The organism is Saccharopolyspora phatthalungensis (assembly GCF_014203395.1).
Taxonomy (GTDB): domain Bacteria; phylum Actinomycetota; class Actinomycetes; order Mycobacteriales; family Pseudonocardiaceae; genus Saccharopolyspora; species Saccharopolyspora phatthalungensis.
This window is the reverse complement of record NZ_JACHIW010000001.1, coordinates 194,900-217,017: the sequence shown is the minus strand read 5'-3', so window position 1 is coordinate 217,017 and position 22,118 is coordinate 194,900. Positions and strand designations below refer to the sequence as shown.

The 22,118-nt window shown below is 69.3% G+C and carries 19 protein-coding genes; 12 read left to right on the top strand and 7 right to left on the bottom strand.

Annotated elements, in window-relative coordinates; all coding sequences use genetic code 11:
• Positions 1–46: 46 nt before the first annotated feature.
• Entirely contained in the window at positions 47–940 is an 894-nt protein-coding gene (locus BJ970_RS00810) for an ABC transporter permease (RefSeq protein WP_184722255.1), read from the bottom strand.
• Positions 933–2,162, bottom strand: a complete 1,230-nt coding sequence (locus BJ970_RS00805) for a quaternary amine ABC transporter ATP-binding protein (RefSeq protein ID WP_376775092.1) — start codon at positions 2,160–2,162, stop codon at positions 933–935. The genes BJ970_RS00810 and BJ970_RS00805 overlap by 8 nt, the downstream gene beginning before the upstream one ends.
• Positions 2,163–2,715: 553 nt before the next feature.
• Between BJ970_RS00805 and mshC the strand changes: the two genes are divergently transcribed.
• Positions 2,716–3,951 carry a cysteine--1-D-myo-inosityl 2-amino-2-deoxy-alpha-D-glucopyranoside ligase gene (mshC, locus tag BJ970_RS00800; RefSeq protein ID WP_184722252.1) on the top strand — a complete coding sequence of 412 codons (1,236 nt, stop codon included), beginning with the start codon at positions 2,716–2,718 and terminating at the stop codon, positions 3,949–3,951.
• A gap of 54 nt (positions 3,952–4,005) precedes the next feature.
• On the opposite strand, the gene BJ970_RS00795 is transcribed toward mshC, so the two are convergent.
• Complete coding sequence (locus BJ970_RS00795) at positions 4,006–4,911, bottom strand: PAC2 family protein (protein WP_184722249.1); 906 nt, start codon at positions 4,909–4,911, stop codon at positions 4,006–4,008.
• Positions 4,912–5,076: 165 nt separating this feature from the next.
• Between BJ970_RS00795 and BJ970_RS38730 the strand changes: the two genes are divergently transcribed.
• The 6 genes from BJ970_RS38730 to BJ970_RS00765 all read left to right on the top strand — a co-directional run bounded on the left by BJ970_RS38730 (position 5,077) and on the right by BJ970_RS00765 (position 11,911).
• A complete protein-coding gene (locus BJ970_RS38730) occupies positions 5,077–7,446 on the top strand; it encodes a lysylphosphatidylglycerol synthase transmembrane domain-containing protein (RefSeq protein WP_184722246.1) in 2,370 nt (789 codons plus the stop codon).
• Positions 7,447–7,912: 466 nt separating this feature from the next.
• The gene (locus tag BJ970_RS00785; RefSeq protein WP_312864048.1) at positions 7,913–8,602 is read left to right on the top strand and encodes an HAD family hydrolase; all 690 of its coding nucleotides are present in this window, start codon (positions 7,913–7,915) and stop codon (positions 8,600–8,602) included.
• On the top strand, positions 8,602–9,576 hold the full coding sequence (locus BJ970_RS00780) for a homoserine dehydrogenase (RefSeq protein ID WP_184722243.1): 975 nt from the start codon (positions 8,602–8,604) through the stop codon (positions 9,574–9,576). Before BJ970_RS00785 ends, BJ970_RS00780 begins: the two co-directional genes overlap by 1 nt.
• Positions 9,577–9,666: 90 nt before the next feature.
• Positions 9,667–9,930: a phosphoribosyl-ATP diphosphatase gene (locus BJ970_RS00775; protein ID WP_184722240.1), complete on the top strand. Its 264-nt coding sequence runs from the start codon at positions 9,667–9,669 to the stop codon at positions 9,928–9,930.
• A gap of 35 nt (positions 9,931–9,965) precedes the next feature.
• The gene (hisG, locus tag BJ970_RS00770) at positions 9,966–10,814 is read left to right on the top strand and encodes an ATP phosphoribosyltransferase (protein ID WP_184722237.1); all 849 of its coding nucleotides are present in this window, start codon (positions 9,966–9,968) and stop codon (positions 10,812–10,814) included.
• Between the two features lie 251 nt (positions 10,815–11,065).
• Positions 11,066–11,911 (top strand): VOC family protein, encoded by an 846-nt coding sequence (locus tag BJ970_RS00765; protein ID WP_184722234.1) that lies wholly within the window; start codon positions 11,066–11,068, stop codon positions 11,909–11,911.
• A gap of 14 nt (positions 11,912–11,925) precedes the next feature.
• On the opposite strand, the gene BJ970_RS00760 is transcribed toward BJ970_RS00765, so the two are convergent.
• Positions 11,926–12,816, bottom strand: coding sequence for a RecB family exonuclease (locus tag BJ970_RS00760; protein ID WP_184722231.1), 891 nt, complete (start codon positions 12,814–12,816; stop codon positions 11,926–11,928).
• A gap of 88 nt (positions 12,817–12,904) precedes the next feature.
• On the opposite strand from BJ970_RS00760, the gene BJ970_RS00755 reads away from it, so the two are divergent.
• Positions 12,905–14,044 (top strand): site-2 protease family protein, encoded by a 1,140-nt coding sequence (locus tag BJ970_RS00755; protein ID WP_184722228.1) that lies wholly within the window; start codon positions 12,905–12,907, stop codon positions 14,042–14,044.
• Between the two features lie 69 nt (positions 14,045–14,113).
• Positions 14,114–14,947 carry a tRNA (adenine-N1)-methyltransferase gene (locus tag BJ970_RS00750; protein ID WP_246470622.1) on the top strand — a complete coding sequence of 278 codons (834 nt, stop codon included), beginning with the start codon at positions 14,114–14,116 and terminating at the stop codon, positions 14,945–14,947.
• 56 nt (positions 14,948–15,003) lie between these two features.
• Here BJ970_RS00750 and BJ970_RS00745 read toward each other — a convergent pair whose 3' ends face one another.
• Both BJ970_RS00745 and BJ970_RS00740 read right to left on the bottom strand, forming a co-directional pair.
• Positions 15,004–15,792 carry an Rv0361 family membrane protein gene (locus tag BJ970_RS00745; RefSeq protein ID WP_184722221.1) on the bottom strand — a complete coding sequence of 263 codons (789 nt, stop codon included), beginning with the start codon at positions 15,790–15,792 and terminating at the stop codon, positions 15,004–15,006.
• Positions 15,793–15,845: 53 nt separating this feature from the next.
• The gene (locus tag BJ970_RS00740; protein WP_184722218.1) at positions 15,846–16,514 is read right to left on the bottom strand and encodes an Rv0361 family membrane protein; all 669 of its coding nucleotides are present in this window, start codon (positions 16,512–16,514) and stop codon (positions 15,846–15,848) included.
• 532 nt (positions 16,515–17,046) lie between these two features.
• Here BJ970_RS00740 and arc point away from each other — a divergent pair.
• Positions 17,047–18,837, top strand: coding sequence for a proteasome ATPase (gene arc / locus BJ970_RS00735; RefSeq protein ID WP_184728798.1), 1,791 nt, complete (start codon positions 17,047–17,049; stop codon positions 18,835–18,837).
• A gap of 99 nt (positions 18,838–18,936) precedes the next feature.
• A complete protein-coding gene (locus tag BJ970_RS00730) occupies positions 18,937–19,887 on the top strand; it encodes an aldo/keto reductase (protein WP_184722213.1) in 951 nt (316 codons plus the stop codon).
• Between the two features lie 59 nt (positions 19,888–19,946).
• Here BJ970_RS00730 and BJ970_RS00725 read toward each other — a convergent pair whose 3' ends face one another.
• On the bottom strand, positions 19,947–20,456 hold the full coding sequence (locus BJ970_RS00725; RefSeq protein ID WP_184722210.1) for an NUDIX hydrolase: 510 nt from the start codon (positions 20,454–20,456) through the stop codon (positions 19,947–19,949).
• Positions 20,457–20,585: 129 nt separating this feature from the next.
• On the opposite strand from BJ970_RS00725, the gene dop reads away from it, so the two are divergent.
• Positions 20,586–22,085: a depupylase/deamidase Dop gene (gene dop / locus BJ970_RS00720; RefSeq protein WP_184722208.1), complete on the top strand. Its 1,500-nt coding sequence runs from the start codon at positions 20,586–20,588 to the stop codon at positions 22,083–22,085.
• Positions 22,086–22,118: the final 33 nt, after the last annotated feature.

Below are 22,118 nucleotides of genomic sequence, written 5' to 3'. Positions count from 1 at the left end.
TCCTGCCTGCCTTTCTGCGACAACTGTGCCGGCGGACGCGCTCGCCTCACCCGGTCCTGGCCGCCTTGCGCTCCGCCCGCGCGACGGGCGAGCGGTCCGACAACACGGCGGTGATCCGGTCCAGGTAGACCGCGAGGATCACCACCGACAGGCCGGCCTCGAAGCCCAGGCTCAGCTGGACCCGGGTGACCGCCTGGTAGATGTCGGTGCCCAGCCCCTGGGCGCCGACCATGCCCGCGATGACCACCATCGACAGCGACAGCATGATCACCTGGTTGATGCCCGCCATGATCGACGGTGTCGCGAGCGGCAGCTGGATGCCGGTGAGGATCTTGCGGTTCGGCGCGCCGAACGCCTCCCCGGCCTCGACGACCTCCTTGTCCACGTGCCGGATCCCCAGCTCGGTGAGCCGAACTCCCGGCGGGAGCGCGAAGATCACGGTCGCCACGACGCCCGGCACCTCACCGATGTTGAAGAAGAAGATGACCGGGATCAGGTAAACGAAGGCCGGCATCGTCTGCATCAGGTCCAGCACCGGTCGCACGACCATGCTGACCCGCTGGTTGCGGGCCGCCAGGATCCCCACCGGGATGGCGATCAGCACCGCGATGATGCTGGCCACCAGCACCAGCGACAGGGTCTGCATCGCGCGGTCGAATTCCCGCATGCTGGCGATCAGCCCGAAACCGATCAGGCTGAACAGCGCGAATCGCCAGCTGCGCAGCCACAGCGCCAGCGCGCTGAACACCAGCACCATGATCAGCTGGGGCAGGAAGGTCAACGCGTAGGTCAGGCCCGACACCGCCGAACTCAGCACCAGGTTGATGAGGTCGAACAACGGACCGATGTTGTTGTTCAGCCAGTTGACCAACGCCTCGAACCAGTCGCCCACCGGAACCCGCGGTAACTCGAACTGGGAGAGGAGAACACCATTAGACATCGGAAGCACTCGCCTCCTTGATCGCGGCCGCGTCGGCCCCGTCTCCGCCCTCGGCGGCCGGTACCTCCTGGCATAACGCCTGGAACACCGCCACCGGCGTGATCACGCCGAGCAGCCGTTGCTGTTCGTCGACGACCGGCGTCGGCACCGCTTCGGTGCTCATTCGGGAGAGCAGCGCCTTCATCGGCGTCGTCCCGGCGACCGGATCCGTGACCGGAGCCAGCACCGACCGCACGTCGCTCCGGCCGTCCTGGTGGGCCTGCTCGGCCGCCGCGGCGCTGAGCTCGCCCAGCAGCCGCTGGCCGCCGTCGGCAACGAAGAGGCGGTCGGTGTGCTGCTGGCGCATCAGTGCCAACGCCTCATCCGGGCTGGCGCTGGCTGACAGCAGCGTCTCCGGCGGCTCGGCGATGGACGCCGCGCTGAGCACCCGGCTGCGGTCGACGTCCTGGACGAACGAGGCGACGTAATCGTCGGCGGGTTCGTTGAGGATCTGTTCGGCGGTGCCGATCTGGACGATCTCGCCCGCGCGCATCATGGCGATGCGGTCGCCGAGCCGCATCGCCTCGTTAAGGTCGTGCGTGATGAAGATGATTGTCTTGCCGAGCTTGGCGTTGAGGTTCAGCAGTTGGTCCTGCATCTCGCGCTTGATCAGCGGGTCTAACGCGCTGAACGCCTCGTCCATCAGCAGCACGTCGGTGTGCGCTGCCAGGGCTCGGGCGAGCCCGACACGTTGCCGCATGCCGCCGGAGAGCTGCTGGGGGTAGCGCTCCTCCCAGCCCTCCAGGCCGACCAAGCTCAGCGCCTCGCGCGCCTTCTCGGTGATCTCCGACTTGCCCGCGCCCTTGATCTGCAGCCCATAACCGGCGTTGTCCAGCACCGTGCGGTGCGGGAACAGGGCGAAGTGCTGGAACACCATGCTCATCTTCTGCTGGCGCATCGTGCGCAGCGCCCCGGCGGACATCTTGGTGATGTCCTCGTCATCGACGAACACCCGGCCGGCGGTGGGTGTGAGCAGCCCGTTGAGCATGCGGATCAGTGTCGACTTGCCCGAACCGGACAACCCCATGACAACGAAGGTCTCGCCTTCCTGGACGTCGAACGATGCGTCCACCACTGCGGCGGTGGAGCTTGCGGCCTTTATCTCTTCCTGGTCGGCTCCGGCCTCCAGTCGGCGAACCAGCTCCGTCGGCTGTGGCCCGAAGATCTTGTAGAGCCGCTCCACGCGTACCGATGTCACCGATCGCCTCCACCTGCTTCGCCGGCCCGGGTTTTTTCGCCCGGTTTCCGGGTGCACGAATTGTCGGATCCTGCTGATCGACTTGTCGTGCCGCGTTTTCGTGTCCACGTCCTTTCATGCGGGCACTGATCATACGTAGCGTGGTAGCCGTGTCCAGCCATTCGGGTGAAGATCTTATTGCAATACGGATGTCCGATTTGACTGTTCACGGTGGCCGGTCGAGTTTGCCGCAGGGTCCTGACGTGCGATTATTCCATTTTCTAACATGAATGATTGCACTTTGTGGCAGGTGTTGCGAAGTGACAATTCGAATTGATCACGATTGGTCACTCTGGGTGATTTAGACTTGGGTTTCCGGCTGTGAATCGATCTTGTTGGCCGCCCTCATTCGGTTAGTTAATGACCAAAATTCCATTAATTCAGACAAGATCTTTTACGCTCGCGTTGCTCGCGGACGGCGTCGATCTTCCCACGATGTGATACGCGTGATGGTCCAGGTGCGGGCGGTCACCCATCTCGGGCGTTTAAGGTCGGATGCATGCAACCCTGGTCATCGGTTCCCGTGCCTCAGGTGCCGGGCACGCCATGCCCCCTGCACCTCTTCGACACCGCCGCCGGTGAGATCAGGCCCACTGAACCTGGGCCCGTCGCGCGGATGTACGTCTGCGGCATCACCCCGTACGACGCGACGCATCTCGGCCATGCCGCGACCTACCTGGCATTCGACCTGGTCCACCGGGTCTGGCTGGACAACGGTCACCAGGTGCACTACGTGCAGAACGTCACCGACATCGACGATCCGCTGCTGGAGCGCGCCGAACGCGACCGCGAAGACTGGATCGTGCTCGCGATGCGCGAGACCGCGCTGTTCCGCGAGGACATGGAGGCGCTGCGGGTGGTACCGCCGGCCGACTTCATCGGCGCGGTCGAGTCGATCCCGGAGATCGTCGAGGCGGTCGGCAAACTGCTGTCCTCCGGCGCGGCCTACCGGGTCAACGACCAGTACCCGGACATCTACTTCCGGCACCAGTTCACCGGCCGCTTCGGCTACGAGTCCAACTACGACGAGACGACCATGCGCGCCTTTTTCGCCGAGCGCGGCGGCGACCCGGACCGGCCCGGCAAGGAGCACCCGCTGGACGCGCTGGTGTGGCGGGCGGCCCGCGACGGCGAGCCGTCCTGGGACTCCGAGCTCGGCGCCGGCCGACCGGGCTGGCACCTGGAATGTTCGGTGATCGCGCTGAACTGGCTCGGGCTCGGCTTCGACGTCCAGGGCGGCGGGTCGGACCTGATCTTCCCGCACCACGAGTTCAGCGCCGCGCACGCCGAGTCGCTCACCGGCGAGTTCCCGTTCGCCAAGCACTACGTGCACGCCGGGATGATCGGGCTGGACGGCGAGAAGATGTCCAAGTCCAAGGGCAACCTGGTGTTCGTGTCCCGGCTGCGCGGCGACCGGGTGGACCCGATGGCGATCCGGCTGGCCCTGCTGGACGGCCACTACCGCACCGACCGGTCGTGGACGGCGGACGCACTGACCGGCGGCACCGCGCGCCTGGCGCGGTGGCGGGAGGCCGTGGCGCTGGAGGCGGCTCCGGCGGCGGAACCGACGGTCGCGCGGCTGCGCGAGCGGCTGGCCGACGACCTGGACACCCAGCAGGCGTTACGCGCGGTCGACGCCTGGGCCGACGAAGCGCTTGCCGGCGGTGGCTCCGACCGGAACGCGCCGCGGCTGATCCGCACCGCCGTCGACGCGCTCCTCGGCGTCGAGCTCTAGAAGCAGGGCGATTTCAATGGAAACCGGCGCGCCGGTTTCCATTGAAATCACCGGTCAGCCGGGGCCGGGGCCCAGCGGGCCCTTGCCACCGGGGCCGCGGCGCCGCAAGTAGCGCTCGAACTCCGCCGCGATGGCGTCGCCGCTGGCCTCGGTCAGCTTCACCTCCGCGTCCCCGCGCTCCTCCAGGGCGCGAACGTAGTTGCGGACGTCCTCGTCCTCTTCCGCCATCTCGCTGACGGTCTGCTCCCACTCCTCGGCCTGCTCGGGCAGGTTGCCCAGCGGTACCTCGACGTCGAGCGCGTCCTCGACCCGGTGCAGCAGCGCCAGCGTCGCCTTCGGCGACGGCGGCTGCGACACGTAGTGCGGCACCGCCGCCCAGAACGAGATCGCCGGAATCCCGGCCTGCACACAGGCGTCCTGGAACACCCCGACGATGCCGGTCGGGCCCTCGTAGCGGGAGCGCTCCAGGCCGTACCGGGCGGCGGAGTCGGTGTCGTAAGCCGCGCCGCTGACCGGCACCGGCCGGGTATGCGGCGCGTCCGCGAGCAGCGCACCGAGCGTGACCACGGTACGGGCCCCGAGCCGCTCGATCTGCTCGACGAGTTCGGTGCAGAACGCCCGCCAGCGCATGTTCGGCTCGATTCCATGCACCAGCACCACATCATGATCGCAGCCGGGCGGGCGGCAGACCGTCAACCGAGTGGTCGGCCAGGTGACCTTGCGGGTGATGCCGTCCACCAGCTTGACCGTGGGGCGGGTGACCTGGAAGTCGTAGTACGGGTCCGGGTCGACCTCGCCCAACGGCGTCGCATCCCAGATGAGCTGCAGGTGCTCGATCGCGGAGCTGGCGGCGTCCCCGGCGTCATTCCAGCCCTCGAATGCGCTGACCACGATCGGATCGGTCAGTTCGGGCAGTTCCTCGCGAGGTTGTTCAGTGGTGTGTGCGTCGCGATCGGTCACTGGGTCAGCCTACGACGCCGCGCCGACGCGAGCTTCCGACATCCCGCAGTGTGCATGATCAGCCACGGGCGAACGCGGCCGCCGGTTTGACGTGACGTTTCCCGGGCAAGACCCTTTACCCAAGTCACCGTGGGTGTCAGCGGACGAGGGAACCCGATCCGGCAAGTGGACAGCACTGAACCGTCACCGAGCGAGGGGACCGGGATATCCCCGAGGTCCCGGCTGCGGTTGTCGATCGGGCGGCGGCCCGCGGACCTCCTCCAGCTGGCCTTGGCCGGTGGGCTGCTCACGCTGAGCGTGTTGCTGGCGCTGGTGTCGCCCAACCCCGTCGAGCTGGCGATCTACCAGCAGCTGGGGCGGATCCCGGCGATCTCCGACCCGCTGTGGGTGGTGCTGACCTGGCTCGGGACCTGGGCCGGGATCGCCGGAGTGGCCGTGGTGGCGCTGTACTTCGGCTGGATCCGGGTGGCGCTGCTGTGCACGGCGTCGGGCGCGTTGTCCTGGGGCTTGGCGCAGGTCATGCATCACGTGCTGGGGCTTCGTCCGGTGGTCGAGCCCTACATCGGACCGGCGGGCGGGTTTCCGTTCCCCGCCGATGAAGTGGCCGTCGTGGCGGCGTTGACCGTGGTCGCCTCGCCCTACTTGGGCGGCCTGGCGCGCTATGTCGGGTGGTGGTTGACCGCGCTGGTCGGCATCGCCGCGGTCCACCTGGGCGGGCACCTGCCGTTGGGCGTCCTCGCTGGCGCGCTGCTGGGATGGGGCGTCGGAATGCTCTGCCACGTCGTCTGGGGCGCACCCGGGCGCAAGGTGTCCGACCAGGTGATCTACGAGGAGCTGGAGCTGGCCGGGCTGAAGCCGGCCTCGATCGTCGCGTTGCGGCACCGGTCGCTGGCGCCGCGCGAGTTCGGGGTGGACACCGAGGACGGGCGGACGCTGCGGGTCAAGGTGGTGCGCCGGATGAGCCGGCGGGCGGGGTCCTGGTACAAGATCAAGCGGCTGCTCACGCTGCTCGACGTGCAGGACGAGCCGCAGCTGTCGACCCCGCACCACGAGGTGGAGCACGAGGCATACGTGACCCTGCTCGCCGAACGCGCCGGGGTGCGCACCCCGCAGGTAGTGCTGGCCTGCGACGTCAAGCACGCGCCTGCGCTCCTGGTGGTGTACGAAGTGTCCGGGCGCCGGCTGTCGGAGCTGCGGGGCGCCGAGATCGACGACGAGTTGCTGGCCGCGATCTGGGCGCAGCTGGCGGCGCTGGCCGCGGCCCGCATCGCCCACCACGACCTGCGCGCGAAGAACATCCTGGTGGATAACGAGAACCGCCCCTGGCTGCTGAGCTTCACGTTCAGCCACGCGGGCGCCGACGAGGCGCGTTGCGCCCAGGACCTGGCCGAGGCGCTGATTTCGCTGGCGTCGGTCGTCGGCACCGAGCGGACAGTGTCCACCGCCATCCGCGCGTTGCCGCGCGAGCAACTCGCGGCCGCGCTGCGCAACCTGATCCCGCTGGCCCTGCCGCGCCGCATCCGGAATCAGGCCGAGCGCAGGCGCTACCTGCTGGCCGAGCTGCGCGAGACGCTGGCCGACGGTCTCGGCCTGCCGATTCCGGGTTTCCGCTCGCCGGTCCGCCCGATCACCGTGATCGGCCTGCTGCTCATCGGTGCTGCGGTGTACCTGCTGCTCCCGGAGCTGTCCAGCATGGGCGAGGTGCTGACGGCGGTGCAGCACGCCAACTGGGTTTGGCTGGCGGTCGTCGTGTTTACCGGCTTCTTGGCCATCCTGCTGTCGTCGATCTCCGTGCAGGGCTCCAGCCGGATCCCGTTGCCATTCTGGCGCACGTTCCTCGTGCAGCTGGCCGCCGCGTTCACCGGTCGCACCACGCCCGGCGGAGCCGGGTTCTTCGGCATCAACGTGGTGTACATGGAGCGCCTTGGGCTGCGTCGGCCGCTGGCGGTCGGGGTGACGCTGCTGAACCAGGCGGGCACCGGGGCGGTGGCGTTCGTCGTGGCCGTGATCGGCGCATTCGGCGCGGGCATGTCGGGAACGTTCACCACCCTGTCGATCCCGACCGGCTGGCCGGTCGTGGTGGGCGCTATCGCGGTGGTCGTCGTGGGTGCGGTGGTGGTCGGCTCGCCGTGGGGCCGGCGCCGGATCGTCCGGCCGGCGGGCGAGGTCGGCCGCGAACTGCTCGACACGCTGCGTCACCCGGTCCGCGCCGTCCAGCTGTTCGGCGGCGCGTTCGGCTATCTCGTCGTGTCGGGCCTCGGCCTGGCCGCCTCGCTGGCCGCGTTCCACACGGAGTTCTCCTGGACGGCCGTGACGGTCGTGTTCATCGTCGGAAGCACCTTGGGCCATCTCGTGCCGTCGCCCGGCGGACTCGGCGCCGTGGAGGCCGCGCTGCTGGCGGGCCTCGGCGCCATGGGCGTGCCGGCGACCGCGGCCGTGACGGCAGTGCTGGTCTCCCGCCTGCTGACCTACTGGCTCCCGGTCCTGCCCGGCATCGCGGTGTTCCGCTACCTACAGCACCGAGGCGTGATCTAGGGACGGGCCAGAACCCGGTTGCGTGTTGTCGTTGAGCTGGCATCGCGACCAGTCACCGCCGCACGCACCAGGAAAATCCGCGCCACGCTGGGAATTTCGAATGTCTCCTTCGGACTGAACGCGGCGGCGCGCGCTAATGATCCTATGTGGACAAGGTGTCGGCGAGCTTTGTCGCCCAGTGGCGCCGAAAAGTCGTCCACAGTGGAGGATTTCGTCCGGCTCGGCCGCCGGAGGCCCACTGCTTCCTGGGCGGATAGTTGGGCGAGCCGCACCCGCGAAAAAGTAGGTGAACGGCGCGTTTCACGCGGAAAAAACAGGTGCCGTGCCGCACCGCGGTTGCTCCGATCGTGGGCATTTACCGGGGCTCCGGACGAGGGATTGAACACTTTCGCTGGGAGCGATCGGTCCCCGGGTGCTGTACTGGGGGTTGCCCTGGCCCACACCTGTCCGGAACGGAGACTCCTGCGTGACCTGCGACGCTGGTCAGAACTCGCCCGCCGCAGTGCTGTTCGACATGGACGGCACGCTCGTCGACTCCGAGAAGCTGTGGTCCGTCGCGCTGGACGACTACGCGAAGCATCGCGGGGGCGCGCTCACCGAAGCCACCAGGGAAGCGATGGTCGGCTCCAACATGACCCGCAGCATGCGGATGTTGTTGGCGGACGTCGGAATTCCGGACAGCGACGCCGAGGTGGACGCGGCCTCGCAGTGGGTCGCGGCGCGGATGGTGGAGCTGTTCGAGCTGGGCCTGCCGTGGCGGCCGGGCGGGCCGGAAGCGCTGCGCGGGGCCCGCTCGCTGGGCATCCCCACCGCGCTGGTGACCTCCACGATCCGCTCGCTGACCGAGAAAGCGCTGGAGACCCTCGGCCGGGACTCGTTCGACGTGACGGTCTGCGGCGACGAGGTGGGCGGCAACAACAAACCCCACCCCGAGCCGTACCTGAAGGCCGCGCGGCTGCTCGGCGTGGACCCCGCGGAATGCGTCGCGATCGAGGATTCGCCGACCGGCGTGGCCTCCGCCGAGGCAGCCGGCTGCTTGGTGATCGCCATCCCGTGCGAGGTGCCGTTGCAGCCCGGCCCGCATCGAGTGCTGCGCGATTCGTTGGAGGACGTGGACTTCGCCGCGCTCGGCGAGCTGTTCACCCGGGCGGCCTGATGATCGACGTGCCGATCGTGCTGGTCGGCTACGGCCCGGTCGGGCAGCAGTACGTCGAACTCGTGCGGCAGCACCACGCGCAGTGGCGCGACCAGTACGGCGCCGACCTGCGTGTTGTCGCGGTCCGTGGCCGGAGCACCCAGGCCGAGATCGATGGTGTCGTGCCGCCCCGCGAGCAGTGGACACCCGCCGAAGAGCTCGCCGAACTGCTGGCCCGCGCCGGAGCCCGCGTGCTGGCGCAGGCCGTCCCGTCCGACGGCGGCGACCAACCCGCGCTGGACGCGCTGCAAGCCCTCCAGCAGGGTGCGCACGTCGTGACCGCGACCAAGTCGCACCTGCTCACCCACTGGCGGCAGCTCGACGCGACCGCTCGACAGGCCCGGCGGTCGGTGCGGATCTCCGGCGCGACCGGTGCCGCGATGCCCGCCGGTGACCTGGCCCGATCGGTGCTGCGCGGCTTCGACGTCCGCGCGGTGCAGGGCTGCCTGAACGGCACCGCCACCTTCGTCCTCGACCAGCTCGCCGCCGGGCACGACCTCGCCGCGGCGGTCACCGAAGCGCGGCGCCGCGGGATCGCCGAGGCCGACCCCGCCGCCGACCTCTCCGGCAAGGACGCCGCCACCAAACTGCGGCTGCTCGCCGGCCTGCTGTGGGGCTGGGACGTGGCGGACACCACGGTCGAGGCCGAGCCGATCCGCGAGCCGTTGCCGCCCGTCGCGGACGGGCATCGGCTCCGGCAGGTCGCCGGCGCGACGCTCGACGAGCCCGGCCTGGTGCGCGTGGAGCTGCGCGCCGAGCCGGTGGCGAGTCCGCTCGGGGCGCTGGTCGGGCCGGAGAAGGCGGTGCGCTACGACTGCGGCGAAGCCGGTGTGGTCGCCGTTTCCGGCGGCCGGTCGAGCCCGCGGGGCGCCGCGCTGGCGATGATCAAGGACACGCTGGGCGCGGTACTGGAGGCGACCACCGGGTTTCGGTGAGGTGGCTTGCCGGTGATGCGTCGTGACGCACCCCGCAATGAACGGGTCCGCCGTCGAGTTCGGCGACCCGAGATGCAAGGATCGTGCACTGTGAAGACCTTCGACGAGTTGTTCGCCGAACTGCAGGAACGAGCCCGTACCCGCCCGGAGGGCTCGTCGACCGTGGCCGCGCTCGATGCCGGGGTGCACGCCCAGGGCAAGAAGGTCCTCGAAGAAGCCGGCGAAGTGTGGATCGCCGCCGAGCACGAGTCGGACGAACAGCTCGCCGAAGAGATCTCGCAGCTGCTGTACCGGCTGCAGGTCATCATGCTGGGGCGCGGACTGTCCCTTGAGGACGTCTACCGCTACCTGTGAACCCAACCCAGGAATAACCGAGGAGATCGAGTCCCATGTTGCGTGTGGCTGTGCCCAACAAGGGCACGCTGGCCGGTCCCGCATCCGAGATGCTCGCGGAAGCCGGGTACCGGCAGCGCCATGAGCAGCGGGACCTGACCGTCCTGGACACCGCCAACGAGGTCGAGTTCTTCTTCCTGCGCCCGAAGGACATCGCGATCTACGTCGGCTCCGGCGAGCTCGACCTCGGGCTCACCGGTCGCGACCTGGCCCGCGACTCCGGCGCACCGGTGCAGGAGCGGCTCGCCCTCGGCTTCGGCGGCTCCACGTTCCGCTACGCCGCGCCGGCCGGCCCGCATGACTGGACCGTGGCCGACCTGCAGGACAAACGGATCGCCACGTCCTACCCGAAACTGGTCGCCGACGACCTCGCGCGGCACGGCGTGACGGCCGATGTCATCCGGCTCGATGGCGCGGTGGAGATCTCCATCCAGCTCGGCGTCGCCGACGCCATCGCCGACGTGGTCGGCTCCGGCCGCACGCTGCGCCAGCACGGGCTGGTCGCCTTCGGCGACTCGATCTGCAGCTCCGAGGCGGTGGTGATCGAGCGGCGCGGTTCGGACGAAGAGCAGGCCAAGAACCAGCTCGTCGCCCGGCTGCAGGGCGTGGTGTTCGCCCAGCAGTACGTGATGCTGGACTACAACTGCCCGCGCGACCTGCTCGACGCCGCCACCAAGATGACCCCGGGCCTGGAGTCGCCGACCATGTCGCCGCTGGCCGACGACCGCTGGGTGGCGGTGCGCGCGATGGTCTCCCGTAAGGAGGCCCCGGCGATCATGGACCGGCTTGCCGCGGTCGGTGCCAAGGCGATCCTGTCGTCCGACATCCGTGCCTGCCGCCTCTGACCCGGGGCATGTACTCACCGTTCGCGCTGGTCTGATCGGGTGAACATCATGTTCACCCGATCTGCGGCGCGCGAGGCTGGATGGACGCGGCGTTCTCGCCCGATGTTCGGGCGAACGCCGCATCCCTTTCCAAGGTTGTCCGAAAAGTCGGGATGCTCCATCGAATTGTGACCCGATTGGCGCACTGGCTTCACCCGTTGCGCATAATGGTCGGCGGGGACGATCTTGAGCGAGCCGGTGGGGGTGAGGACATGGCCGTCGTGGTACCGGGAACCACCCCGCCGCGGTGGGAGCTGTACGCGGGGATGCCCTGCTGGATAGAGCTGATCACCACGGATCTGGACCGGGCCTGCGAGTTCTACGCGGGGCTGTTCGACTGGGAGTACGAGCCCCATCGCGACCCGGTCTCCGGCGAGCACGTGATCGCGCTGCGCGAGGGATTCCCGGTGGCGAGCCTGCGCGCCGCCTCCGGTGACCAGTCGGGCTGGCGGCTCTACCTGGCCACAGCGGACTGCGCGGCCTCCGTCGGGCAGGCCGAGGCGCTTGGCGCAGCGGTGACCGTGCCGAGCAACCACGTGCCCCGGGTGGGCACCAAGGTGGTGCTCATGGGACCGGCCGACGCCGAGTTCGGGCTGCTGGAGCCCGAGGAGTCCTGGCAGTTCGACGTCGGGCTGCCGGGCACCCTGATGTGGGCCGAGCTGGTCATCATCAAGGCGCAGGCCGCGGACAACTTCTTCCAGGAACTGTTCGGCTACAGCGCCGAGCAGTTCGGCACCGAACACCGCTCGGACTATTCGGTCTGGTATCTCGGCGACGAGTCGGTGCTGGCGCGGGTCAGCATGATCCGCGACTTCATCACCGAGACCACGCTGCCGCACTGGCTGCTGTATCTCGGCGTGGACGCCGAGGTCGGCACCGACGAACTCGTGCGCCGGGCGATCACCCTGGGCGGCCGCGTCCGCGTGGACCCCTACGACTCGAGCATCGGCCGGGTCGCGGTCTTGCGGGACCCCACCGGGGGCCGTTTCGCGGTCGTCGACCCCACCCAGGCCGGCGACTTCGGCACGGCGGCCAACTACGACCCCTACGAGGACTGAGGCCGCAATCGCGGTCAGTCGGTGCGGTCGAGGACCGATTCGGGCCCGGGGTCCGGTTCCGGCCAACCCGGGTAGGGCGGCGGTGTGCCGCCGAAGGCGGGGCAGAGCTCCTTGTGGTCGCAGTAGTCGCACAGGCGGCTGGGGTTCGGGCGGAAGTCCCCGGTCTTGCCGGCTTTCAGGATCGCCTGCCAGATCGCCTCCAGGGTGCGCTCGAAGCGGCGCAGCTCGGTCTCGTCCGGCGTGTAGGCCAGTGATTGCTTGCTGGCCAGGTACATCAGCAGCAGCTGGCGGGGGATCTCACCCCGGGTGCGCCACAGCACCAGGGCGTAGAACTTCATCTGGAACATCGCCTTGGCCTCGCCGATCTCCCGCGGCGCGGCACCGGTCTTGTAGTCGACCAGCCGGATCTCGCCGGTCGGGGCCACGTCGACCCGGTCGATGAACCCGCGCAACAGCACCCCGGACTCCAGCTCGGTCTCCACCCGGAGTTCGCAGGCATCCGGTTCCAGCCGTCGCGGATCCTCCAGCTCGAAGTAGGCGTCCAGCAGCGTGTTCGCCGATTCCAGCCAGCCCGTCAGCTCGGGGTCCTTGGGCCCGTCGAACAGCTCGCCCAGCTCGGGCTGCCGGGCGAGCAGATCCTCCCAGGCCGGGGCGAGCAGCGCCCGGGCCCGCGCCGGATCACGCTCGGCCATCGGCAGCCCGAACAGCCGTTCCAGCACCGAGTGCACCACCGTGCCGCGCACCTGCGCCTTGCTCGGCGTCTCCGGCAGCCGGTCCACCGCGCGGAACCGGTAGAGCAGGGGGCACTGCTTGAAGTCGCTCGCGCGGGAGGGGGACAGCGCGGGACGCCTGATCCCGTCGTCCCGAAGTGCCCCGCCTGTTACTGCCTGCGCCGGTTCCGCCATGGCCCGAAACCCTAATCGAGCCGCCCGACACGCGATCACCCATATGCGGATCACATCCGCCTCACAGGCCGGGCACTACCCTGCGTGCATGCCGCCGCCCGAGTCTCCGCCTACCCGGCCCAAGCTCAACGAAGGCGGCCTGCTGCTGTGCCGGGTCGCCGGAGTTCCGGTGCTGCTTTCGTCGTCGTGGTGGCTCGGCGCCGCGTTGATCGTGCTGCTCTACACGCCGCTGGTGGGCCGGATCCTGCCGGGCGCCGGCATCTGGGAAAGCGCGGTCCTGGCGGCGGTGTTCACCGTGCTGCTGGCGGTTTCGGTGCTGTTGCACGAACTCGGGCATTGCATTGTCGCGCTGCGGCTGGGGCTGCCCGTGCGGCGTGTGCGCCTGTTCCTGCTCGGCGGGCTCTCGGAGATCGGCCGGACCCCGCCGAGACCCACCCAGGAGGGCCTGATCGCGGCGGCCGGCCCGGCCGTGTCGATGGTGCTCGCGCTGGTCACCGGCATCGGATGGTTGGTGCTGGTGCCGGACGGCGCGGTCTGGTTGCTGGTCGCGCAGACCTGCGTGGCGAACCTGGCCGTGGCGGTGTTCAACCTGCTGCCGGGGCTGCCGCTGGATGGCGGCCGGATGCTGCGGGCGCTGATCTGGTGGATCACCGGCAAACGCGGGACCGGCACCACGGCGGGCGTGATCGGCGCGGGAGCCGTCGCCGCCGGCCTGATCGCCTGGGCGCTGATCGGGCTGCTCAACAATGCTCAGGACCAGTGGCTGCGGCTGGGCGTGTGCGTGCTGATGGCGTGGTTCGTGGTGGCCGGTGCGAGCGCGGAACACGCCGCCGAGCAGCGCAAGCGCTGGCCGGCCGGACTGGCGCTGCACGACCTGGTGCGCCCGGTGCTGCAACTTCCCGCGGAAAGCCCGGTGGGCGATGCGCTGCTGGCCGCGGCGGGCCGAGGTGTAGTGCTGGTGCGCGCCGACGGCATCGCGGTGGGGCTGTTGGACCAGACCGCCGCGGAGCGGCTGGCGACCCGTGCGCCGAACGAACCGGCCGAGCGGGCCGCGGAACCGGTCGACCCGGACACCATCCTGCTCGACAGCGAGACCCCGGACGCGATCCTGGAACGGGTGCAGTCGGTGCTGGCTTGGCAGTTCCTGGTGATCGACGGCGAGGGCCGACCGAGTGGCGTGCTGCGCCGGGAGGACCTGCGCGGCGCGCTGCGCTCGCGCCGTGGGTGAGTGGCCGGACCCGGCGTCCCTTCTGCGACGATGGTGCGCTGTATCGAGCGTGGAGAAGGTAGGCAGCAGTTGAGCAGCACCGTCAGCGGTGAGTTCCGGCCCGGCGACCGGGTCCAGTTGACCGACCCCAAGGGGCGCAAGTACACGGTCGTCCTGGAGCGCGGCGGGGAGTACCACACGCACCGCGGTGCGCTGGCGCACGACGACCTGATCGGCAGGCCGGAGGGGTCGGTGGTGACCTCGGCCGGTGGCACGTCGTTCCTCGCGCTGCGCCCGCTGCTGGCCGACTACGTGCTGTCCATGCCGCGCGGCGCCCAGGTCATCTACCCCAAGGACGCGGCGCAGATCCTGATGTGGGGCGACATCCGGCCCGGCGCGCGGGTGCTGGAGGCGGGGGCCGGATCGGGCGCGCTCAGCTGCTCCCTGCTGCGCGCGGTCGGCCCCGAGGGCAGCGTCACGTCATTCGAGGTGCGCGAGGACCATGCGGAGCACGCCGAGCGCAACGTGCAGCGCTTCTTCGGCGAGAAACCGGACAACTGGACGCTGCGCCTGGGGGATGTTCAGGAGTACGACGGCGAGCCGGTCGACCGGGTGGTGCTCGACATGCTCGCCCCGTGGGACGTGCTCGACAAGGTCCACGGCAAGCTGCTCCCGGGCGGCGTCCTGGTGGTCTACGTGGCGACGACGACCCAGCTGTCCCGGATCACCGAAGCGATCCGCGAACAGCACAACTGGACCGAGCCCCAAGCCTGGGAGACCCTGCTGCGCCCGTGGCACGTCGTGGGCATGGCGGTCCGCCCGGAACACCGGATGGTCGCCCACACCGCGTTCCTGCTGACCACCCGCCGACTAGCGGACGGCGTGACCCCACCCCGAGTCCAACGCCGCCCCAGCAAGGGCTGACGCGAAAAGGCCCGCCCCGAGCCGGGGCGGGCCTTTTCGCTTAGGCGGATGGAGTGTCAGAGACCGCCATCGCTGCAAAGTCGCCATTCGCCGTCCTCGACGATCAGCTTCTGTTTCTGGTCCATCGGGATGGTCGCCGACTTGCCTCGGGCACTCAACGTCATTTCGCCCTTGATCTGTGCGGTCGCCTTGTCTTCGCCCTGCTGTTCCACCGGGCCGAGCGTCACCTTGATCCGCATGGAGTCGACGGCATCTTTCGCATCCTGCGCCGATGCCCCCCGCTGTTCGAAGCCGGCGGCCGGGTCGGCGATCGCCTTCGCCATCTCCTTGTTCTTCTCGCAGAACAGCGGTTCGAGGCCGGCGAAGTCCTTGGCATTGAGCTTGTCGACGTATTCCTGGGCGACCGATTGCGGGGAGCTGCCGCCGGTGAAGATCAGGACCAGGGTGATGACCAGGCCGATCGCGACGACACCACCGACGCCGCCGAGGATCCACGGCAGCGGGGACTTCTTCGGCGGCTCGGCACCGAAGCCCGGCTGGCCGTAGGGGTCGCCTTGCGGCGGGTACGGCGGCTGCTGGCCGTAGCCCTGCTGCGGCTGCGGCCCGCTCTGCGGGTAGGCACCGCCGGGCTGGCCGCCGAAGCCTTGCTGCGGCTGGCCGCCGAAGCCCTGACCGCCATAGCCCTGCGGCTGGCCGCCGTAGCCCTGCTGGGGCTGGCCGCCGCTGGGTGGGTAGGCGCCGCCGGGCTGCGGGCCGCTGGGCGGATACTGCCCGCTGGGCGGATACTGCCCGCCCGGCTGCTGGCCCCAACCACCTTGGCCGGGCGGCTGCGGTGGGTACGTCACGGGTCCTCCCCCTCGATGGTTTTCTTCCGCGCGGGCTTACCGCTCGGGTTCGCTCACTGGTTGAGCCGGCAGACCTTCCAGGAGCCGTTCTCGACCACCAGGCCCATGGTCTGGTCGATGGGCGTGGATGATCCGTTGGCCTCGTAGGTTCCGGTCAACTTCGCGGTGGCCTGGTCGCCACGCTCGGTGACGGCGCCGAGCCGGACGTTGAACTTCCAGTGCTTGAGCTGATCGAGCGCCTTGTCCAGCTTCGCCTTGTTGGACTGGCAGAACAGGCCGCTCACGCCGTCGAAGTCGCCGTCGTTGACCTTCGTGACGACCTCCTCGGCCACCGGTCGCGCCGCGCCGGGGCCGCTGTTGAGCCAGAAGAACAGCCCGGCACCGAGTCCGGCGAGGACGACCAGCGCCCCGACCAGGCCGAGGATCAGCGGCAGCTTGGACTTCTTCTGCTGCGCGGGCTCGATGTCGGCGAAGCCGTCGGGTTCCTGGATCCAGGAACCGGGGCCGAACTCGCTGCCCCACTGCGGGGCCATCGGCGCCTGCTGCGGCTGTTCCTGCCCCGGCTGACCCCAGCCCGTGTGCTGGTTGCCGTACCAGGCGGGCTGCTGCTGCGGGGTTCCCGACGGGCCCTGCTGCTGGAATCCGCTGCCCGTGCTGTTCATGGGTTGCTGGGGGTGCTGGCCCCACCCGCCCGGTCCAGGTTGCTGTGGCGGATAGGTCATGAACTCCTCCCCGAAAGTGATGTGCGGCTTACCGCCGCCTTGTGCGCGGCGGCCGTAAGTAGATCAGAGCCCGCGTCGCGAGGTGCACGGAGTGGACTTTTCGGCACCGAAACGTCACGGGCCGTTCGCCGTTCGTGAGTGGTTTTCGCGTGCCGTTGTTCCAAATGATGGGAGAAGTGCCGGGGGTGCCCGCGGGCCGGGCGCGGCAACGCCACCCGGTTGCCGGAACGGTTAACCCGGATGTCCGCCGAGCCGCCGCTATCGGTGGGGCACAACGGAAAACCGGTGCTCGCCGGGCCGCCCCGGCACCGCGCGGTCCGGGGCACAACGTATCGAACGGACCATGATCGTCAACGCAACGTAGTCCGCTCGGAAGGGCAGGAAACCGACCCGCTGGTACCAACCTTGACGACTTCGTGGGTATTCGCGGAATTTTGTGGCACGCTGGGCGATCCGGCGGGCATTCACGACGCCGCCGTCGTCGGTGATCGCCGGTACCGTGGTGGTACGAGCACGGGAGGAGGGTGCCGACATGCAGCACGACCGTCCCGGCAGCCAGCCTGAGGAGGGCGGCGAGCAGTACAGCGGTGGCTCCGCAGAACTCCGCAGCCAGCTTCGTCTCCTGGAAGATGAGGTGGCACTGCTTCGTCGCAGGCTTAACGAGTCTCCCCAACAGGTTCGGTTGCTGGAAAAGCGGCTGGCCGAGGCATCCGAGAGAGTGAGTCAGCTCACCGAACGGAACGCCAAACTCACCGAGACCCTGAAGGAAGCGCGGAGCCAGCTGATGGCGCTGCGCGAAGAAGTCGACCGACTCGCCCAGCCGCCCAGCGGCTACGGGGTGTTCCTGCAGCGCTTCGAGGACAGCACGGTCGACGTGTTCACGTCTGGTCGCAAGATGCGGGTGGCGGTATCGCCCAACGTCGAGACGGAGGAACTGAGACTGGGCCAGTCAGTGCGCCTCAACGAGGCCCTGACGGTGGTGGAGGCTGGTGCGTTCGAGCAAACCGGTGAGGTCTGCACCTTCCGGGAGCTCCTGTCCAGCCGTGCCGGGGAGAGCCCGCGTGCGCTGGTGCTGGGCCACACCGACGAGGAACGCGTGGTGTGGGTGACCGAACCACTGGCCGACTCCGGGCTGAAGGCCGGCGACTCGGTGCTGGTCGACAGCAAGGCGGGCTATGCCTACGACGTCGTGCCGAAGGCCGAGGTCGAAGACCTCGTGCTGGAGGAGGTGCCCGATGTCGGGTACCAGGACATCGGCGGGCTGGCCGGCCAGATCGAGCAGATCCGGGACGCGGTGGAGCTGCCGTTCCTGCACTCCGACCTGTATGTCGAGTACCAGCTGCGGCCGCCGAAGGGCGTGTTGCTGTACGGCCCGCCGGGCTGCGGCAAGACGCTGATCGCGAAGGCCGTCGCCAACTCGCTGGCCAAGCAGGTCGCCGCCGCCCGCGGGGACGACGATGGTCAGGCCAAGTCCTACTTCCTGAACATCAAGGGCCCCGAACTGCTCAACAAGTTCGTCGGCGAGACCGAGCGGCACATCCGGCTGATCTTCCAGCGGGCGCGGGAGAAGGCCTCCGAGGGCACCCCGGTGATCGTGTTCTTCGACGAGATGGACTCGATCTTCCGGACCCGCGGCAGCGGCGTGTCCTCCGACGTGGAAACCACCATCGTGCCGCAGCTGCTCAGCGAGATCGACGGTGTCGAAGGGCTGGAGAACGTCATCGTCATCGGCGCCTCCAACCGTGAGGACATGATCGACCCGGCGATCCTGCGGCCCGGCCGGCTGGACGTGAAGATCAAGATCGAGCGTCCGGACGCGGAATCGGCCAGGGACATCTTCTCCAAGTACCTGACCAAGGAACTGCCGATCCACGAGGAGGACCTCAAGGAGTTCGGCGGGGACAAGCGGGCCTGCGTGGAGGCGATGATCCAGACCACGGTCGAGCGGATGTACGCCGAGACCGAGGAGAACCGGTTCCTGGAGGTCACCTACGCCAACGGCGACAAGGAGGTCCTGTACTTCAAGGACTTCAACTCGGGCGCGATGATCCAGAACATCGTGGACCGGGCGAAGAAGGCGGCGATCAAGTCCGTGCTGGAGACCCGCCAGCCGGGCCTGCGGGTGCAGCACCTGCAGGACGCCATCATCGACGAGTTCGCCGAGAACGAGGACCTGCCCAACACCACCAACCCGGACGACTGGGCCCGCATCTCCGGCAAGAAGGGGGAGCGGATCGTCTACATCCGCACCCTGGTCAGCGGGAAGAACCAGGAATCCGGCCGGGCGATCGACACGGCCACCAACACCGGCCAATACCTGTAAACCGACGAGAATCGTTATCGGGCAAGCTCGGGACCGCCATCCCCGCCGGGTGGCGGTCCCGAGCTGTGCCGCGGCCCGACAGCGGTTAGGTTTCCAGGCATGATCCCAGCGCAACAACCGGTTCAGCGCATAGGACTCGGGCTCGCCGCGCTCGGCAGACCGGCCTACATCAACGTCGGTCGCACCGACGTGCTGCCCGTGCAGCGCACCGCGCAGGCGATGCGGGAACGCACCCGGACGGTGCTCGACGCCGCGTACGCCAACGGGATCCGCTGGGTGGACACGGCGCGTTCCTACGGCAGCGCCGAGCAGTTCCTCGCGGATTGGCTGCGCGAACGCGGCCACCAGGACGTCGCGGTGTCCAGCAAGTGGGGTTACGCCTACGTCGCGCAGTGGCGCATCGAGACCGAGGTGCACGAGGTCAAGGAACACTCGGTGGAACGCCTGCGTACCCAGTGGGCGGAAACCCGAACGCTGCTCGGCGACCGGATCGACCTCTACCAGGTGCATTCGCTGACCACCGGCAGCCCGCTGTTCGAGGATCTGGCGTTGCAGTACGAGCTGGCCCGGATCCGGGACGCCGGCGTGCAGCTGGGCTTTTCCACCAGCGGCGCCGCCCAGGGCGAAACCATCGAGCGCGCCTGGGAGATCGAGGTGGGCGGGCGGCAGCTGTTCGGTGCCGTGCAGTCCACTTGGAACACGCTGGAGCCGTCCGTGGGCCGGACCCTGGCCGAGGTGCACACCGGCGGCTGGCGGGTGCTGGTGAAGGAAACCCTGGCCAACGGGCGGCTCGCGGTGGATGCGCCGCCGGGGCTCGGCAAGGTCGCCGAACGGCACGGCGTGGGATCCGATGCCATCGCCCTCGCGCACGTCCTGCGCCAGCCCTGGGCCGACGTGGTGCTGGTCGGTGCCGCCAGCGTGGCGCAGCTGGAGTCGAACCTGGCGGCCTGCCGGGTGGAACTGACCGACCAGGACATCAACGCGCTCAAGCCCCTGGCTCGCGACGCCGCGACCTACTGGGGCGAGCGGGCCGAACTGCCCTGGCGCTGAAGGTTCCCATTCACTCTGCCTGGGCCACGCGCCCGCCCGGGCCCCGCCTCGGGTGACCGTCATCCGTGGGCGAACCACTCCTTGATGAACTGACGCCCGTCCGGGACGAACGGCCACTGCGGGTCCCTCAGCCGCGCGCGGAGCTCCGCCAGGGGCATCCACCAGCCCTCGGCGATTTCTTCGGCCTGGTGGACGATCGGGCCGTCCCACTGCGTCTCGTAGAGGAACCCGTGGAACCGCACGCTGCCCGACTGGTGGACGGTTTGGAACAGGAAGCGGACCGGCGCCCCGCGCACCCCGAGTTCCTCGGCCAGTTCGCGCCGCGCGGTGACTTCCGGGTCCTCCCCGGCGGCAATCACCCCACCGGCCCAGCAGTCGTGCATGCCGGGATAGATGTCCTTGCTGTCGGTGCGGCGGTGCACGTAGACCTCCTTGCGGTCCGGGGAGAGCACGAGCACCTCGCCGACCGCGTGCCAAAGCCCCTCCGCGCGCATCCGCCGCCGCGTCGCACTGCCCACGACACGCCCGGCCGCGTCGTATATGGCCACCGATTCGTCGCCCGCACTCATGCCCCGATCGTCGCACCTGCCCGTCGAGGCACATGCGTCGCGCTGATCCGGGTCACAGTTGCGAACGCACCGGATGTGTGTGGCCCGCGGCATTCTGCTTGGTCGGCGATACCCCGTACGCTGCGAGGTATGCGGCGGATCATGGGAACCGAGGTGGAGTACGGCATCGTCGTGCCGGGCGACTCCAGCGCCAACCCGGTGCTGACCTCCACGCACATCGTGCTGGCCTACGCGGCGGCGGCCGACATCCCGCGGGCGCGGCGCGCGCGCTGGGATTACGAGGTCGAGTCGCCGCTTCGCGACGCCCGCGGCTTCGACCTCAGCACCGCGGCGCAGCAGACCAACGGCTCGGACGGTGACGACCTCGGGGCGGCCAACGTCATCCTCACCAACGGCGCGCGGTTGTACGTCGACCACGCGCACCCGGAGTACTCGGCACCCGAGGTGACCAACCCGCGCGACGCGGTCATCTGGGACAAGGCCGGGGAGCGCGTGATGGAGGAGGCGGCGATCCGGGCGGCCAGCGTGCCCGGCACCGCGCCGATCCAGCTGTACAAGAACAACGTCGACGGCAAGGGCGCCAGCTACGGCACCCACGAGAACTACCTGATGGCCCGCAGCACGCCGTTCACCTCGGTGATCGGCGGTCTGACCCCGTTCTTCGCGTCCCGCCAGGTGATCTGCGGCTCGGGCCGGGTCGGCATCGGGCAGGCGGGGGAGAAGCCCGGCTTCCAGCTGTCCCAGCGCTCCGACTACATCGAGGTCGAGGTCGGCCTGGAGACCACCCTCAAGCGCGGCATCATCAACACCCGCGACGAGCCGCACGCCGACGCCGACAAGTACCGGCGGCTGCACGTCATCATCGGCGACGCCAACCTCGCGGAGACCTCCACCTACCTCAAGCTCGGCACCGCCGCGCTGGTACTGGACATGATCGAGGCCGGGCAGCGCTTCGACGACCTGAAGCTGACCGACCCGGTGCAGGCCGTGCACCTGATCAGCCACGATCCGACCCTCAAACAGACCGTCGAGCTGACCGACGGGCGCCGGTTCACCGGCCTGGACCTGCAGCGCGCCTACCACGAGCGCGCCGCCCGGCACCTCGATGAGCACGGCGCCGAGCGCGCCTCCCGCGAGGTGCTGGAAGCCTGGGGCGAGGTGCTGGAGCTGCTTGGCGGTGACCCGATGGACTGCGCCGACCGGCTCGACTGGCCCGCCAAGCTGCGGCTGCTGGAAAGCTACCGGACCCGCGACAGTCTGGGCTGGGCGTCGCCGCGGCTGCACATGATCGACCTGCAGTACTCCGACGTGCGGCTGGACAAGGGCCTGTACAACCGGCTGGTCGCCCGCGGCTCGATGAAACGCCTGGTCAGCGAGGACGAGGTGCGGGAGGCGGTCACCACACCGCCGGAGGACACCCGCGCCTACTTCCGGGGCCGGTGCCTGGAGCGCTACCCGGCCGAGGTGGCCGCGGCGTCCTGGGACTCGGTGATCTTCGACCTGGGCCGGGAATCCCTGGTGCGCATCCCGACGTTGGAACCCCTGCGCGGCACGCGAGCGCACGTGGGCGAGCTGCTGGAGGCGGCGGCCAGTGCGGAAGAGCTGGTCGACTCGCTGACGAAGGGATGACGAAGCGCGCGGCGCAAGGTGGCTGACCCTGGT